This window comes from Rathayibacter sp. VKM Ac-2856 (assembly GCF_013205055.1).
Classification (GTDB): domain Bacteria; phylum Actinomycetota; class Actinomycetes; order Actinomycetales; family Microbacteriaceae; genus Rathayibacter.
Genome location: NZ_JABMLF010000001.1, coordinates 1,007,380 through 1,023,566 on the forward strand (window position 1 = coordinate 1,007,380; position 16,187 = coordinate 1,023,566).

Below are 16,187 nucleotides of genomic sequence, written 5' to 3' on the forward strand. Positions count from 1 at the left end.
CGGGGACCGTCGCTGGAGGATCCGGGATAGGCTTGTCGACCGGGACGGGACCGGGCGACGACGCCCGCAGCGCTGTCGGACGCAATGCGTCGGAGCGCCTGCGCGTCGAGGGATGCGACGGTGCCGTCCGGATGATCGAGAACGAATCAACGGAGAGAGTGGGCGATCGGCTGTGTCGAGCCAGTTGACCGGAGCGGGAACAGATCAGGGCTCGGAGGACTTCGGGGCCAACGAGTGGCTGGTGGAGGAGCTGTACGAGCAGTACAGCGCCGACCGGGCGTCCGTGGACGAGTCCTGGTGGCCGATCCTGGAGCGCTACGGCAAGCAGCTCGGCGGTGCCGCACCCGCCGCGGCGGCGCCCGCCGCCGAGGCCCCGGCTCCCGCGAAGGAGGCCGTCGCCGAGCGCGTGTCGACGAGCGCGGGCGGAGCGGTGAGCCACCCGGCCACGTCCGCGACCAGCACGGCGAGGACCACCTCGAAGCAGCCCAAGCCGCAGCCGATCCCGGCGGACGCTCCCGTGAGCAAGCCCGCCGAGGAGACCGCCGCCGTCGAGGAGGACGTCGTCTCGCCGCTGCGCGGCATGGCCAAGAGCCTCGCGACGAACATGGACGCGAGCCTGTCGATCCCGACGGCCACGAGCGTCCGCACCATCCCGGCGAAGCTGATGATCGACAACCGCATCGTCATCAACAATCACCTGCGCCGCACCCGCGGCGGCAAGGTCTCCTTCACCCACCTCATCGGCTGGGCGCTGATCCGCGCGCTGAAGGACTTCCCGAGCCAGAACGTCTACTACGACGAGCCCGACGGCAAGCCCTCGGTCGTCGCCCCGGCGCACGTCAACCTCGGCATCGCGATCGACATGCCCAAGCCCGACGGCACCCGCGCCCTGCTCGTCCCGAGCATCAAGCGCGCCGACACGCTGAGCTTCACCGCCTACCTCGCCGCCTACGAGGACCTCGTCAAGCGCGCCCGCGGCAACAAGCTCGTCGCCGGCGACTTCGCCGGGACCACCCTCTCGCTGACCAACCCCGGCGGCATCGGCACCGTGCACTCCGTGCCGCGGCTGATGAAGGGCCAGGGCTGCATCATCGGCGCCGGCGCCCTCGAGTACCCGGCCGAGTTCCAGGGCTCCTCGGAGAAGACCCTCGTCGAGCTCGGCATCGGCAAGACCATCACGCTGACCTCGACCTACGACCACCGCGTCATCCAGGGCGCGGGCTCGGGCGAGTTCCTCAAGATCGTGCACGAGCTGCTGCTCGGCAAGCGCGGCTTCTACGAGGACATCTTCTCGGCGCTGCGCATCCCCTACGACCCGATCCACTGGTCGACCGACATCGCCGTCGACCTCGCCGAGCGCGTCTCGAAGACCTCCCGCGTGCAGGAGCTCATCAACTCGTTCCGCGTCCGCGGCCACCTGATGGCCGACGTCGACCCGCTCGAGTACGTCCAGCGCTCGCACCCCGACCTCGCCATCGAGAGCCACGGCCTCACCTTCTGGGACCTCGACCGCGAGTTCGTCACCGACGGGTTCGGCGGCTCGCGCCAGCTCAAGCTGCGCGACATCCTCGGCATCCTCCGCGACTCCTACTGCCGCACCGTCGGCGTGGAGTACATGCACATCCAGGACCCGGAGCAGCGCGCCTGGATGCAGCAGAAGCTCGAGCGCGGCTACGAGAAGCCGGGCCACGACGAGCAGCTGCGCATCCTCGGCCGCCTGAACGAGGCCGAGGCGTTCGAGACCTTCCTGCAGACGAAGTACGTCGGCCAGAAGCGCTTCTCGCTCGAGGGCGGCGAGTCGCTGATCGCGCTGCTGGACGCCGTCCTGCAGGGCGCCGCCGACGCGGACCTCGACGAGGTCGCCATCGGCATGGCCCACCGCGGCCGCCTCAACGTGCTGACCAACATCGCCGGCAAGACCTACGGCCAGATCTTCCGCGAGTTCGAGGGCACCCAGGACCCCAAGACGGTCCAGGGCTCGGGCGACGTGAAGTACCACCTCGGCACCGAGGGCACCTTCCGCGGTTCGGCCGGCGAGGAGATCCCCGTCTACCTCGCGGCGAACCCGTCGCACCTCGAGGCCGTGAACGGCGTGCTCGAGGGCATCGTCCGCGCCAAGCAGGACCGCAAGCCCATCGGCACCTTCACGACCCTGCCGATCCTCGTCCACGGCGACGCGGCGATGGCCGGTCAGGGCGTGGTCGTCGAGGGCCTGCAGATGTCGCAGCTGCGCGCGTACCGCACCGGCGGCACCATCCACATCAACATCAACAACCAGGTCGGCTTCACCACGCCGCCGCACGAGGCCCGCACGTCGATCTACTCGACGGACATGGCGAAGACGATCCAGGCCCCGATCTTCCACGTGAACGGGGACGACCCCGAGGCCGTCGTGCACGTCGGCCAGCTGGCCTTCGAGTACCGCCAGCGGTTCAACCGCGACGTGGTCATCGACCTCATCTGCTACCGCCGCCGCGGTCACAACGAGGGCGACGACCCCTCGATGACCCAGCCGCTGATGTACAGCCTGATCGAGGCCAAGCGCTCGGTGCGCAAGCTCTACACCGAGGCGCTCGTCGGTCGCGGCGACATCACCGAGGAGGAGTACGACCGGGCGCACCAGGACTTCCAGGACCGCCTCGAGCGCGCCTTCGCCGAGACGCACGCCGCGCAGACCGGCGCGATCCCGGTGATCACCGCCGACGGCGACTCCGTGGCCGACCTCGAGCTGCCCGATGCGCAGCAGGGCGAGGACTACCCGGGCGAGCCGGAGTCGACCGGCGTCAAGGCCGAGGTCGTCACCCGCATCGGCGACGCGTTCAACTCGCCGCCCGAGGGCTTCACCGTGCACCCGAAGCTGCAGCAGCTGCTGACCAAGCGCCAGGAGATGAGCCGCTCGGGCTCGATCGACTGGGCGTTCGGCGAGCTGCTCGCGCTGGGCTCGCTCCTGCTCGAGGACACCCCGGTGCGCCTCGTCGGCCAGGACACGCGCCGCGGCACCTTCGTCCAGCGCCACGCGGTGCTGCACGACCGCGAGAACGGCCAGGAGTGGCTGCCGCTGATGAACCTGTCGGACCAGCAGGCCCGGCTCTGGATCTACGACTCGCTGCTCTCGGAGTACGCGGCGATGGCGTTCGAGTACGGCTACTCGGTCGAGCGGCCCGACTCGCTCGTGCTCTGGGAGGCCCAGTTCGGCGACTTCGCCAACGGCGCCCAGATCGTCATCGACGAGTTCATCTCCTCGGCCGAGCAGAAGTGGGGCCAGCGCTCGTCGCTCGTGCTGCTGCTCCCGCACGGCTACGAGGGCCAGGGCCCGGACCACTCCTCCGCCCGCATCGAGCGCTACCTGCAGATGTGCGCCGAGCGGAACATGACGGTCGCGCGCCCCTCGACGCCGGCGTCGTACTTCCACCTGCTGCGCCGCCAGGCGTACTCGCGCCCGCGACGTCCGCTGGTGGTCTTCACGCCGAAGGCGATGCTGCGCCTCCGTGGGGCGTCGAGCGCCGTCGAGGACTTCACCTCGGGCCGCTTCGAGCCCGTGATCGACGACGCCCGTGTCCAGGACGCGTCGGCCGTGACCCGGGTGCTGCTGCACGCGGGCAAGGTGCACTACGACCTCAAGGCCGAGCTGGAGAAGAAGCCGGACGCCGGCGTCGCGCTGGTGCGCCTCGAGCAGTACTACCCGGCGCCGACCGAGGAGCTGCGCGCGATCGCCGCGCGCTACCCGAACGCGGAGTTCGTCTGGGTGCAGGACGAGCCCGAGAACCAGGGCGCCTGGCCGTTCATCGCGCTGAACGTCGCTCCGCAGCTCGACCGCCCGGTGCGCGTCGTCTCCCGTCCCGCTGCGGCCTCCCCCGCGGCCGGCTCGGCGAAGCGCCACGCCTCCGAGCAGGCCGACCTCCTGGCCCGCGCCCTGCAGCGCTGACCCGCGGCTCGGGCCGCCCACCCGGGCGGCCCGGCCTGCACCACGACCTCCGGCTCGTCGGATCCCCGGATCCGGCGGGCCGTTCGTCGTTCCGCCCCGACCCGCCGCCCCGCGCCGGCCCCCGACCACCTCCGGCACGCGAAACCACCCTTGGCACGCGAGAACAGCCCGATCCCGCGAGCCCGACGCCATTCCACGAGCCGAACCTCGACCGGCGACAGCGCAGACCACCTCCGGCACGCGAAACCACCCCGGGCACGCGAAAAGAGACCAATCCCGCGAGCCCGACGTCATTTCACGAGCCCGAGCTCACCCCGCGACGGCCCGGAGCACCTCGGGCACGCGAAACCACCTCCGGCACGCGAAAACAGGCCGATTCAGCGAGCCCGACGTCACTTCACGAGCCGAACCTCGACCAATAGCAGCGCTGATCACTTCCGGCACGCGAAACCACCCTTGGCACGCGAGAACAGCCCGATCCCGCGAGCCCGACGTCATTTCACGAGCCGAACCTCGACCGGTGACAGCCCGGACCACCTCCGGCACGCGAAACCACCTCCGGCACGCGAAAACAGGCCGATCCTGCGAGCCCGACGTCATGTCACGAGCCCGAGCTCACCCCGCGACGGCCCGGAGCACCTCCGGCACGCGAAACCACCTCCGGCACGCGAGAACAGGCCGATTCGGCGAGCCCAACCTCAATTCACGAGCCGAACCTCGACCAATAGCAGCGCTGATCACTTCCGGCACGCGAAACCACCCTTGGCACGCGAGAACAGCCCGATCCCGCGAGCCCGACGTCATTTCACGAGCCGAACCTCGACCGGTGACAGCCCGGACCACCTCCGGCACGCGAATCCACCCCCGGCACGCGAAAAGAGACCAATCCCGCGAGCCCGACGTCATTTCACGAGCCCGAGCTCACCCCGCGACGGCCCGGAGCACCTCCGGCACGCGAAACCACCTCCGGCACGCGAGAACAGGCCGATTCCGCGAGCCCGAGGTCACTTCACGAGCCGAACCTCACCTCGCGATAGAACGAGCCACCTTCGGCAGGTGGAACGACCTCCGGCTCGCCGGAATCCGCGGCTCACGGGAGCCGGACGGGATTCCGACGAGCCGGAGGTCGTCGAACGTGGGAGTGCGGTGAGCGCTAGACGCGCGCCGTCGCCGCGGCGGCGTGGCCGGCCTGCGCGTCACGCAGCATGCCGAGCACCTGGGCGCGCAGGTCCTCGGGCGCGGTCTCCTTGCAGGCGCGCTGGACCGCGACGGTCAGCACGACGCCGACCTTCGCCTCACCGGAGCAGTCGGGGCAGTTCGCCATGTGCTCGCGGATGTCGGCGGCGTCCTCCTTGCACAGCTCGTTGTGGAGGTACTCCTCGAGCTCGGCCTTCGCCTTCGTGCAGCCGCAGTCGGTCATTTCGTGCTCCCGGTGGTGAAAGCGGCGCGGAACCCGCGCTCGCGTGCGTAGTCGGTGAGTCGTTCGCGCAGCATGCGCCGGCCGCGGTGCAGCCGGCTCATGACGGTCCCGACGGGGGTCTTCATGATGTCCGCGATCTCCTGGTAGGAGAATCCCTCGACATCCGCGAAATAGACGGCGAGCCGGAAGTCCTCCGGGATCGCCTGCAGGGCCTCCTTGACGGCGGTGTCGGGGAGGTGGTCGATCGCCTCGGCCTCGGCCGAGCGGCTCGAGGTGGCCGTGGTCGACTCGGCGCCGCCCAGCTGCCAGTCCTCGAGCTCGTCGATCGCGCTCTGATAGGGCTCGCGCTGCTTCTTGCGGTACGAGTTGATGAACGTGTTCGTCAGGATGCGGTAGAGCCACGCCTTGAGGTTCGTGCCCTGCTCGAACTGCTTGAACGCGCCGAACGCCTTCGCGAACGTCTCCTGAACCAGGTCCTGGGCGTCCGAGGGGTTCTTCGTCATCCGCAGCCCGGCCGCGTACAGCTGGTCGATGAACGGCAGCGCCTGCTGCTCGAAGAGCGCGCGCAGATCGACGGGCGCATCGGGGGCCGCGGTGTCGTCGAGCGACTCCTCGACGGTCTCCTCGATCGTCCGCTCCGCCTCCTCGGCGGCCGACGTCGTCGTCGGCGCCTCGTCGGCGGTGCTGGGGCGTGTGCTGTCGTCGCGAGTCATCACACGCGATTCTAAGCCGCGACGCCGGATGCGGGTCGGTCGCGCCGAGAGGGGTCGCGCGAGGTCGATCGTCGCCGCCATGATGCCTCTCCTCCCGCCTGGACCTGCCGCCGGCGCGTTCGCCGACTACTCTGACAACCGATGGTCTTCTCGCGTTATTCCGCTCCCGAGTTCGATCCGTACGGCGACGCCCGCGCGCTCCCCGGCGAGGAGGACTGGTCGGCGCCGTCCGCCGCCGGCGCCCTCGACGCCGTGGTCGAGCTGCCCGGCTCCAAGTCGCTGACGAACCGCGAGCTCGTGCTCGCCGCCCTCGCCGACGCCCCCTCCACCCTCCGGGCGCCGCTGCACTCGCGCGACAGCGCGCTGATGATCGACGGTCTGCGCTCCCTCGGCACGACGATCCGCGAGGAGGGGGCCACCGGCTCCTTCGGCGCCGATCTCGTCGTCGAGCCGGCCGAGGAGCTCCTCGGATCGACGACGATCGACTGCGGCCTCGCCGGCACCGTGATGCGCTTCCTGCCGCCCCTGGCCGGGCTCGCCCTCGGGCCGACCACGTTCGACGGCGACGCCTACGCCTACAAGCGCCCGATGGGCGCGACCATCGCCTCCCTCCGCTCGCTCGGCGTGGACGTGGCCGACGACGGCCGCGGCTCGCTCCCCTTCACCGTGCACGGCTCCGGCTCCATCCGCGGCGGCGACGCCGTCGTCGACGCCACCCGGTCGAGCCAGTTCGTGTCGGCGCTGCTGCTGGCGGGCGCGCGGTTCGACGAGGGCCTGCGCCTGCGGCACGAGGGCGGGGCGCTGCCGAGCCAGCCGCACATCGACATGACGATCGCGGCCCTCGAGGCCCGCGGCGTGCGCGTTGACGCGTCGACCCCCGGTGCGTGGACGATCGCGCCGCAGAGCATCGCCGGCGCCGACGTGCTGATCGAGCCCGACCTCTCGAACGCCGCGCCGTTCCTCGCCGCCGCGCTCGTCACCGGTGGCACCGTCCGGTTCCGCCACTGGCCGGCCGAGACGACCCAGGTCGGGGCGCACCTCGAGCGGATCCTGCCGATGTTCGGCGCGCGGGTCGAGCGCGACGGCGACGACCTCGTCGTGCACGGCGGCGACGAGATCCTCGGCGTCGATCTCGACCTCTCCGAGGGCGGCGAGCTCGCTCCCGCCCTGGCGGCCCTCGCCGCGCTCGCGAGCGGCCCGAGCACCCTCACCGGCATCGGCCACATCCGCCACCACGAGACCGACCGCCTCGCCGCGCTCGCGACCGAGATCAACGGGCTGGGCGGCTCCGTCACCGAGCTCGAGGACGGTCTGCGGATCGAGCCCGCGCCGCTGCACGGCGGTCGCTGGCGCACCTACTCCGATCACCGCATGGCGCACGCCGGCGCGCTGATCGGCCTCGTCGTTCCCGGCGTCGCGATCGAGGACATCGCGACGACGTCCAAGACGCTCCCGCAGTTCCCCGAGCTCTGGACCGCGCTCGCGGGAGGGGTCTGAGCCGTGTCGTGGTGGACGGACAGCGGGCTCGATGCCGACGGAGTGCTCGACGACTTCGACGGCTACGACGAGTCGGACGCGCGGGTGCGCCCGAACCCCAAGGGCACCAAGCCGCGGACGAAGAACCGCCCGGCCTACGAGGACGCCGAGGTCGCGATGGTGCTCGGCGTCGATCGCGGCCGCTACACGGTGATGATCGGCGACGGCACTCCGGAGGAGCACGAGTTCACGGCCGCGCGCGCGAGGGAGCTGCGCCGCCAGGCGATCGTCGCCGGCGACCGCGTCGACGTGGTCGGCGACTCCAGCGGCGACGAGGGCACGCTCGCGCGGATCGTCCGGATCCGCGAGCGCTCGACCCTGCTGCGCCGCAGCGCCGACGACACCGACGCGATCGAGCGCGTGATCGTCGCGAACGCCGACCAGATGGTCTGCGTGGTGGCCGCCGCCGATCCGGAGCCGCGCACCCGGCTCGTCGACCGCTACCTGGTCGCCGCCTTCGACGCCGGCATCACCCCGATGCTCTGCATCACCAAGACCGACCTCGCCGATCCCGCGCCCTTCCTCCGCAACTTCGAGGGGCTCGATCTCCGGGTCTTCCTCTCGAGCCAGGACGAGCCGCCCGTCGACGAGATCGCCGAGGCGCTCCTCGGCCACGAGACCGTCGTCGTCGGCCACTCCGGGGTCGGCAAGTCGACGCTCGTGAACAAGCTCGTCCCCGACGCGCACCGGGCGATCGGCCGGGTGAACACGGTGACCGGTCGCGGCCGGCACACGTCCTCCTCGACGGTGTCCCTGCGCGTCGAGCGCGGTGACCGGCACGGCTGGGTGATCGACACCCCGGGCGTGCGCTCCTTCGGGCTCGGGCACGTGAACACCGACAACATCCTCGGCGCCTTCACCACGCTCGCCGTGCTCGCCGAGGACTGCCCGCGCGGCTGCACGCACCTGCCCGACTCCCCCGACTGCGCGATCATCGAGGCGGTCGAGGGCGGGCTGCTCGGCGCGAGCGGGCCGGAGCGCCTCGACTCGCTCCAGCGCCTCCTGACCACCTTCGCCACCACCGACGGAAGCAGACGATGACCGACACCGCCCTCCCCCCGATCCCCGCCGACGAGCGCCTCTCCGCCGGGGACGCCGCGCCGGCCTTCACGCTGCCCGATCAGGACGGCCGACCGGTCGCCCTCGCCGATCTCCGTGGCCGCCGCGTCATCCTCTTCTTCTACCCGCAGGCCGACACCCCCGGCTGCACCACCGAGGCGTGCGACTTCCGCGACAGCACGGCGGCGCTCCAGGCGGCCGGCTACGAGGTGCTCGGCGTCTCGCGCGACACCCCGGAGGCGCTGCGCCGCTGGGCGGACGAGCACGGCCTCGCCTACCCGCTGCTGAGCGACCCGGACATGGCCGCCCACCGCGCCTACGGCGTGTGGGGCGAGAAGAACAGCTACGGCAAGACGGTCGTCGGTGTCCTGCGCTCGACCTTCGTCGTCGGGCCCGAGGGCGACCTCGAATTCGCGCAGTACAACGTGCGCGCCACCGGACACGTGCAGGCGCTGCGGAAGAAGCTCAAGCTCGCCTGAGCGGGCGGCTCATGCTGATCGAGTAGCCCGCGCCGCGGGCGTATCGAGATCCACCCGACTGCACGCGTAGGTCTCGATACGCCGCTTGCAGCGGCTACTCGACCAGCATGCGCGGGGGCCGCTTGCAGCGGCTGGTCGACCGGCGTGCGACGGTGGCACCCGCCGTCGCGGCGCACCCCTGCTGATCGAGTAGCCCGCGCAGCGGGCGTATCGACATCCACCCGACTGCACACGTCGGTCTCGATACGCCGCTTGCAGCGGCTACTCGACCAGCATGGGGGGTCAGAAGCCCTCGTTGAAGCGCGGGGCGTAGTCGCCGCCGAGTGACTCGAGCTCCTCCGCGGTGAGCTCGACGTCGACGGAGGCGACCGCGTCCTCGAGGTGCTGCATCTTCGTCGCACCGACGATGGGAGCGGTCACCGCCTCCTGCTGGCGCACCCAGGCGAGGGCGATCTGCGCGCGCGGGACACCGCGCTCGGTCGCGATGCGCTCGACGGTCGCCGCCGTGCGGCGGTCGGACTGCTCCTGCTGGTGGTAGAGCGTCTTGCCGTAGAGGTCGGTCTCGGTGCGGGAGGTCGTCTCGTCCCAGTCGCGGGTCAGCCGGCCGCGGGCCAGCGGCGACCACGGGATGACGCCGACGCCCTGGTCGAGGCAGAACGGGTGCAGCTCGCGCTCGTCCTCGCGCTGGATCAGGTTGTACTGGTCCTGCATCGAGACGAAGCGCGTCCAGCCGCCGAGGTCGGCCGTGTACTGCGCCTTCGCGAATTGCCACGCCCACATGCTCGAGGCGCCGATGTAGCGCGCCTTGCCCGAGCGGACGACGTCGTGCAGCGTCTCCATCGTCTCCTCGATCGGCACCTGCGGGTCCCAGCGGTGGATCTGGTAGAGGTCGACGTAGTCGGTGCCGAGGCGACGGAGGCTGTCGTCGATGGCGCTGAGGATGTGCCGGCGGGAGAGTCCGCCGCCGTTGGGCCCCGGACGCATCGTGCCGTGCACCTTGGTCGCGATGACGACCTCCTCGCGCACCGCGAAGTCGGCGAGGGCCCGGCCCACGAACTCCTCGCTCGTGCCGTCCGAGTAGACGTCGGCGGTGTCGAAGGTGGTGATGCCGAGCTCGAGCGCCCGGCGGAGGAAGGGCCGCGACTCCTCCTCCCCCATGCTCCAGCCGTGCGCGCCGCGGTCGGGGGCGCCGAAGCTCATGCAGCCGAGGATGATCGAGGAGACCTGGAGGCCGCTGGAGCCGAGTCGGGTGGAGTCCATCCTCCGACGCTAGTCGACGGGCGGACGCCGAGGGGCGATCAGGAGGAGGCGGGGTCCCGGCGGGTGGCGGCGACCGTGCTCGGGAGGAAGAGCAGCACCACCGCCACGAGGGCCGGCGCCAGCAGGGCCCAGCCGACGTCCGGGACGGCGTACTGCCCCTGGAAGGCGCCGAGGGCGACGGCCATCATCACGAGCTGGATGGTGAGGGCGGAGGCGCGGATCCAGCTGCGGCGCCGCGCGGTGCCCACGGTGGTCGCGGCGACCCAGGCGAGGGCGATGAAGGAGAGGACCACGATCGCGATCCCGCCACCGATCGTGTCGGCGCGGGTCGTGACGAGCTCGATGAGGAGCCACCCCGTGACGCACGCCACGGCGGCGGTCTCCAGCGCCAGAACGGCGACGAGGAGGAGCAGACCGAGGGGTCGAGAGCCGTTTCCGGGCCTGGTCGGAGGCCGGTTCCCGTCCATGATCACAGCTGCATCCCATCCAGCACTCTTGATTCGAGCCTGCCTCCGTGACAGGCTAGTGCAGTTCGTTTCACCGCTCACAGGGTCGTGGGTTACCGCCGATGTGAACACCCCGATCCTGCCGTGCCGTGAGGCACGCGTGCGAGCGGGGCGATCTCTCGGGAAGAACCGAGCACCGTCCGGTCCCGCACCCGAACCGCCTCGCGCAGCTGCGTGGGGTCTCGTGGCGTGCGCCGGTTCGGGCGCCCGGTGCATACCGATGGTCCAGGCCGTCGGTGTGACTCGATCATCCCACCCGAACACTGCGTGGTTCCTCCACGCACGCTGTCACACAAGGAGCACCCGCATGGACTGGCGCGACAAGGCCGCTTGCCTCACCGCTGACCCCGAGCTTTTCTTCCCGGTCGGCAACACCGGACCCGCCGTCGACCAGATCGAGAAGGCGAAGACGGTCTGCGGTCGCTGCACCGTCACGGAGGTCTGCCTCCAGTACGCCCTCGAGACCGGTCAGGACTCGGGCGTCTGGGGAGGCCTCAGCGAGGACGAGCGCCGCGCCCTCAAGCGCCGCGCCGCCCGCGCCCGCCGCGCCTCGTAGCGCCCGTCGCCGGCTCCACCCGGCATCGGCACCACCCCGACCCCCGCTCGCCCTCGGCAGCGGGGGTCGCGCCGTCTCCGGGGACGTCGGCTTCGGAGACGACGGACCGGAGCGCACCGGCCCCGAGCCGACGGCTCGCGTCAGACCCGCGGTCCCTTCAGCCAGCGCAGCGGCACCTCGATGGTGACCTCGGTGCCGCGCCCGACGAGCGTGTGCCAGTCGATCGTCCCGCCGAGCTCGCCCTGGATCAGGGTGCGCACGATCTGCGTGCCGAGACCCGAGCCGACCTTGCCCTCCGGCAGCCCGACACCCGTGTCGCGCACCTTGACGGTCAGCTCGTCGTCGCCGCGGGTCGCGACGATCTCGACGTCGCCCTCGCGCCCGGCCAGGCCGTGCTCGACCGCGTTGGTGACCAGCTCGGTCAGCGCCAGCGCCAGCGGAGTGGCGTACTCGCTCGGCAGGTCGCCGAAGCTACCGGTGAAGGTGGGGTGCACGGTGGTGTTGTGCGTCGAGGCGACCTCGGCGATCAGCAGCAGCACCCGATCGAAGACGGCGTCGAAGTCGACGTTCTGCGCCAGCCCCTCCGAGAGGGTGTCGTGCACGACCGCGATCGCGGCGACGCGGCGCATCGCCTGCGTGAGGGCCTCGCGGGCCAGGTCGGAGTGGGTGCGCCGCGCCTGGATGCGCAGCAGCGAGGCGACCGTCTGCAGGTTGTTCTTCACCCGGTGGTGGATCTCGCGGATCGTCGCGTCCTTGGTGATCAGCTCGCGCTCCTGGTGGCGCAGCTCCGTGACGTCGCGGCAGAGCACGACGGCGCCGACGCGCTCCCCGCGGTCGCGGATCGGGATCGCCCGGAGCGACACGGTGACGCCGCGCGCCTCGATGTCGGTCCGCCAGGGCGCGCGCCCGGTGACGACCAGGGGCAGCGACTCGTCGATGACCACCTTGCCGGCGACCAGGCCGGTGGTGACCTCGGCCAGCGACTCCCCCTCGAGCTCGTCCGCGAAGCCGATGCGGTTGAACGCCGAGAGCGCGTTGGGGCTGGCGAAGGTGGTGACGCCGTCGACATCGAGCCGGATCAGGCCGTCTGAGGCGCGCGGTGCGCCGCGACGCGGACCGGTCGGCGCGCCGAGGTCCGGGAAGTCGCCCGAGGCGATCATCGAGAAGAGATCGTTCGCGCAGTCGTTGAACGTCAGCTCCTGGCGGCTGGGGGTGCGCGTCTCGCTGAGATTGGTGTGCCGCGTGACGACCGCGATCGGCTGATCGTAGGTCGCGCTGTCGGAGCCGCCGAGGCGCCGGATGACGGGGACGGCGCGCACGCGGGTCGGCGTCTCCTCGAACCAGTCCGGCGCGGAGGTGTCGACGATGCGGGCGCTCTCGAAGGCCTCGGCCACCTGGGCCCGCCACTCCGCCTTAATCTTCTGCCCGACGAAGTCGCGGTAGAAGAGCGTCGCCGCACTCGAGGGCCGGGCGTGCGCGACGGCGACGAAGCCGCCCTCGGCGGTCGGCACCCAGAGCACGATGTCGGCGAAGGCGAGATCGGCGAGCAGCTGGAGGTCGCCGACCAGGAGGTGCAGCCATTCGACGTCCGCGTCCGTGGAGCGGCCGTGGGAGAGGACGAGGTCACTGAGGGTCGACACCCGACCAGCCTAAGTGCCGCCGTCTCACGCACCGCACCTGCGGCACCCCGCGCCCGGTTATCCACAGACCGGCGCACGACGCGACCTGAGCATGGCTCGACTGCTTCGATGAGGGCACTGTCGCACTCCCGCCCGCGCCAGAAACCACCCGAGCCGAGAGGTGACCCGATCGTGAGTCGCTCGTCCTGCCATTGGAGCACGCCCCATGTTGCACCCCACCACCGCGTTCGACTACCGCACACTGCCGCTGGAGACGGACGCGATCATCCCTGCGTCGCCGACCGCCGCCTTCTTCGCGCCGCAGCCGGCGACGCGCGCGGAGCTGCCCGACCCAGAACCGATCCTCGCCTGCCTGACACTGCTGGTGGTCGAGGTCCTCGCGGGCTCCCGCGAGATCGACCAGCTGGCGAGGTGGCTGAGCGACGACGTCTACCGCCACCTGCAGAAGCGGGTCGTGATGGCCGCTCGGGCGAGGAGCCTCAAGGGCCGGTCGGCGCAGCGGATCCCCTGCACCGTCGGCCGCGTCGTGGTCACCGAGCCGCGCGACGGGATCGTCGAGGCCGTCGTCCTCGTGCACAACCGGGTGCGGACCAGAGCGGTCGCCATCCGGCTGGAGGGCACGGACGCCCGTTGGCGGGCGACGGCGATCAACGTGCTCTGACGCAGAACGATGCGTGCCGGGCGGCACGTGCGGATCGGAGCGCGCCGGCCGACGCGTGCGCAGCAGCGCGCGCACGCCGGCGCTCGAAGCTCAGCGCTCGCGGGCGGGCGCCGCCGCGGGGAGCACCACCTGCACGCCCTTCTCCCGCAGCGCCTCCTCGAGCTCCGGCGGCGGCGGCGCGTCCGTGACGAGGTAGTCGGCCCGGCCGAGCTCCGCCACCTGCGCGAAGAGGGTGCGGCCGAACTTCGTCTGATCGGCGAGGATCGCCACCCGCTCGCAGCGCGCGATCATCTCGCTCATCATCACGCCCTCGGCGAGGTTGCTGGTGGAGTAGCCGTTCTCCGCCGAGACGGCGCCGACCGAGATGAGCCCGATGTCGCAGTGCAGGTCGACGGCGCCGCCCGGCTCGGCCGCCGCGAAGCCCACCGGCCCCACCGTCGACTGCCCGCCCAGGCGCACCGCGCCGCCGAAGACGAAGAGGTCGCGGCAGGTCTTCGAGCCGATCTCCGCGGCGACGCGCAGGTTGTTCGTCGCGATCGTCAGCTCGCGGTGGTCATTGAGGTGCCGGACGACGGCGAGCGAGGTGGTGCCGGCGTTCAGCATCACCACCGCCCCGTTGTCGACGAGTCCGGCGGCGAGCGCGCCGATCTTCTCCTTCGCCCCGCGCTGGATGCCCAGGCGGACGTCCAGCCGCTTCTCCGTGGCGGGCATCACGGTGAGGCTCACCGCGCCGCCGTGGGTGCGGACGAGATAGCCGTCCGCATCGAGCTGGTCGAGGTCACGGCGCACCGTGTCCGCCGAGACCGCAAAGCGGCGGGCGAGTGTGGTCACCGTGACCTCGCCCGCCTCGGCGACGTAGGCGGCCAGATCGGCCTTCCGGCCGGCGGGCAGCCGGGACGGAGCGTCGTGCGCGGAGGGGGTGTCGTCGGTGTCGGGCATGGGGGTTGTCTAACACCGCCGTGCCGGATCCTGCAACTTGTCGCACGCAGGGAGCCGCCTGGACTGCGGTTTGCCCCGCGTTCGTCGCACATCTCGGCAATTCCACGCCGGTTCTTGCAGACCCACGCACCGCCAGGTACATTCGCAGAACACAAGCGCAAGAATGCGCACACAACAGCAGATAACTGCAGAGTTGCAGGGAGTGACATGAGCAAAGGTGCTCGCATCAGAAGAGCCGTCGTCTTCACCGTCAGCGCGGCCGTCGCCGCGACGATGCTGACCGGCTGCAGTCAGGGTGGCGGCGACGCCGCGGAAGGCGGAGACGTCACCCTCGAGTTCGCCCAGTGGTGGGAGCCCGAGCTCTCGGACGGCGCCCTCCGCGGGCTGATGGACGACTTCGAGGCCGCCAACCCCGGCATCACGGTCGACCTCCTCAGCGGCCCGTACGCCTCGACCAAGGAGCAGCTGTTCGCGGGCGCCGCGGCCGGCACGATGTCCGACGTCGTCGGACTGGACGGCGCGTGGATCAGCGACTTCGCGAAGCAGGGCGCGCTGGCCGATCTCGGACCTCTGCTCTCGGACGCGGGCTTCGACGAGAGCCAGCTCTCCTCGACCGTGGTCGTGGACGGCAAGACCGCGATGGTCCCCGTCGTGAACTTCGTCTACCCGCTCTTCACGAACGACGCGCTGCTCTCCGAGGCGGGCGTCAGCGCTCCGCCCTCGACCCGCAGCGAGTTCGAGGCCGCGGCGAAGGCCGTGACGGCGCTCGGCGACAACACCAGCGGCTGGGTGCTCCCGCTCTCCAGCGACGCGCCCAACGGCATCCAGAACGACGTCATGTCGTGGGTCTGGGCCTCCGGCGGCAGCATGCTCGACGACGGGAAGCCCGACCTCACCAACGACGCCGTCACCAGCGCCGTCGACTACATCGCGCAGCTCGACGAGGACGGCGTGATCGCTCCCGGCGCCGCGACGATGAAGGAGCAGGACAAGGTCGAGGAGTTCACCAACGGCCGCGTCGGCATGATGATCGACTCGCTCTCGCACATCGCCACCATCCGGGAGTCCAACCCGGAGCTGACGTTCAGCATCTCGGCCATCCCGGCCGAGGACGGCTTCAGCGGCGAGCGCGGCATCCCCTACGCCTCCTGGGGCATCGGGGTCTCCGCCGCCAGCGAGCACCCGGCCGAGGCCGCGAAGCTCGTGTCCTTCCTGATGAGCGCCGAGACCAACTCGGAGCTGTCGACGCTGGCCAACGCCTTCCCGGGCAACACCGCCTCCACGCCGGACTTCTCGGACAGCGACCCGCTGTACCAGGAGGCCTTCGACATCTACTCGGCCGGCTACCCGGCCAACGAGTTCGTCGGCCTGCCCGTCGCCGAGCAGCTGATGCGCGACTTCGACGAGCAGCTTCAGGCCGCCCTCAACGGTGATCAGAGCGTCGACGAGGCGCTGGAGAAGTCCCAGGAAGCCTGGCTCGGCGAGTTCTGAGC

13 protein-coding genes are annotated in these 16,187 nt (G+C 71.1%); 7 read left to right on the forward strand and 6 right to left on the reverse strand.

From position 1 onward, the window contains the following. The first annotated feature begins 172 nt into the window (after positions 1 to 172). A complete protein-coding gene (locus HQQ82_RS04670; protein ID WP_173231865.1) occupies positions 173 to 3,925 on the forward strand; it encodes a multifunctional oxoglutarate decarboxylase/oxoglutarate dehydrogenase thiamine pyrophosphate-binding subunit/dihydrolipoyllysine-residue succinyltransferase subunit in 3,753 nt (1,250 codons plus the stop codon). A gap of 1,153 nt (positions 3,926 to 5,078) precedes the next feature. Here the strand turns inward: HQQ82_RS04670 and HQQ82_RS04675 are convergent. Together HQQ82_RS04675 and HQQ82_RS04680 are read right to left on the reverse strand one after the other, a co-directional pair. Then, positions 5,079 to 5,345, reverse strand: coding sequence for a zf-HC2 domain-containing protein (locus HQQ82_RS04675; RefSeq protein WP_173231866.1), 267 nt, complete (start codon positions 5,343 to 5,345; stop codon positions 5,079 to 5,081). Beyond that, positions 5,342 to 6,058 carry a sigma-70 family RNA polymerase sigma factor gene (locus HQQ82_RS04680; protein WP_173231867.1) on the reverse strand — a complete coding sequence of 239 codons (717 nt, stop codon included), beginning with the start codon at positions 6,056 to 6,058 and terminating at the stop codon, positions 5,342 to 5,344. The genes HQQ82_RS04675 and HQQ82_RS04680 overlap by 4 nt, the downstream gene beginning before the upstream one ends. A 141-nt stretch (positions 6,059 to 6,199) precedes the next feature. Between HQQ82_RS04680 and aroA the strand changes: the two genes are divergently transcribed. Genes aroA through bcp form a run of 3 tightly spaced genes read left to right on the forward strand, consistent with a single transcriptional unit; the run spans position 6,200 to position 9,132 of the window. After that, positions 6,200 to 7,555, forward strand: coding sequence for a 3-phosphoshikimate 1-carboxyvinyltransferase (gene aroA / locus HQQ82_RS04685; protein WP_173231868.1), 1,356 nt, complete (start codon positions 6,200 to 6,202; stop codon positions 7,553 to 7,555). Positions 7,556 to 7,558: 3 nt separating this feature from the next. After that, positions 7,559 to 8,635: a ribosome small subunit-dependent GTPase A gene (rsgA, locus tag HQQ82_RS04690; protein WP_173231869.1), complete on the forward strand. Its 1,077-nt coding sequence runs from the start codon at positions 7,559 to 7,561 to the stop codon at positions 8,633 to 8,635. Then, positions 8,632 to 9,132 carry a thioredoxin-dependent thiol peroxidase gene (gene bcp, locus HQQ82_RS04695; protein WP_173231870.1) on the forward strand — a complete coding sequence of 167 codons (501 nt, stop codon included), beginning with the start codon at positions 8,632 to 8,634 and terminating at the stop codon, positions 9,130 to 9,132. Before rsgA ends, bcp begins: the two co-directional genes overlap by 4 nt. Before the next feature lie 282 nt (positions 9,133 to 9,414). Here bcp and HQQ82_RS04700 read toward each other — a convergent pair whose 3' ends face one another. Both HQQ82_RS04700 and HQQ82_RS04705 read right to left on the reverse strand, forming a co-directional pair. Beyond that, positions 9,415 to 10,392: an aldo/keto reductase gene (locus tag HQQ82_RS04700; protein WP_173231871.1), complete on the reverse strand. Its 978-nt coding sequence runs from the start codon at positions 10,390 to 10,392 to the stop codon at positions 9,415 to 9,417. Between the two features lie 38 nt (positions 10,393 to 10,430). Continuing rightward, positions 10,431 to 10,763, reverse strand: a complete 333-nt coding sequence (locus HQQ82_RS04705; RefSeq protein ID WP_254071171.1) for a hypothetical protein — start codon at positions 10,761 to 10,763, stop codon at positions 10,431 to 10,433. Positions 10,764 to 11,205: 442 nt separating this feature from the next. Here HQQ82_RS04705 and HQQ82_RS04710 point away from each other — a divergent pair, with 442 nt between their 5' ends. Then, entirely contained in the window at positions 11,206 to 11,454 is a 249-nt protein-coding gene (locus tag HQQ82_RS04710) for a WhiB family transcriptional regulator (protein ID WP_056045195.1), read from the forward strand. A 140-nt stretch (positions 11,455 to 11,594) separates the two neighbouring features. Here HQQ82_RS04710 and HQQ82_RS04715 read toward each other — a convergent pair whose 3' ends face one another. Then, positions 11,595 to 13,094, reverse strand: coding sequence for a PAS domain-containing sensor histidine kinase (locus HQQ82_RS04715; protein WP_173231873.1), 1,500 nt, complete (start codon positions 13,092 to 13,094; stop codon positions 11,595 to 11,597). Positions 13,095 to 13,299: 205 nt separating this feature from the next. Between HQQ82_RS04715 and HQQ82_RS04720 the strand changes: the two genes are divergently transcribed. Next, positions 13,300 to 13,755, forward strand: a complete 456-nt coding sequence (locus HQQ82_RS04720) for an Rv3235 family protein (RefSeq protein WP_254071172.1) — start codon at positions 13,300 to 13,302, stop codon at positions 13,753 to 13,755. A 90-nt stretch (positions 13,756 to 13,845) separates the two neighbouring features. On the opposite strand, the gene HQQ82_RS04725 is transcribed toward HQQ82_RS04720, so the two are convergent. Then, positions 13,846 to 14,694: a DeoR/GlpR family DNA-binding transcription regulator gene (locus HQQ82_RS04725; RefSeq protein ID WP_173231874.1), complete on the reverse strand. Its 849-nt coding sequence runs from the start codon at positions 14,692 to 14,694 to the stop codon at positions 13,846 to 13,848. Between the two features lie 207 nt (positions 14,695 to 14,901). Between HQQ82_RS04725 and HQQ82_RS04730 the strand changes: the two genes are divergently transcribed. Then, entirely contained in the window at positions 14,902 to 16,185 is a 1,284-nt protein-coding gene (locus tag HQQ82_RS04730) for a sugar ABC transporter substrate-binding protein (RefSeq protein ID WP_173231875.1), read from the forward strand. Positions 16,186 to 16,187 lie beyond the last annotated feature (2 nt).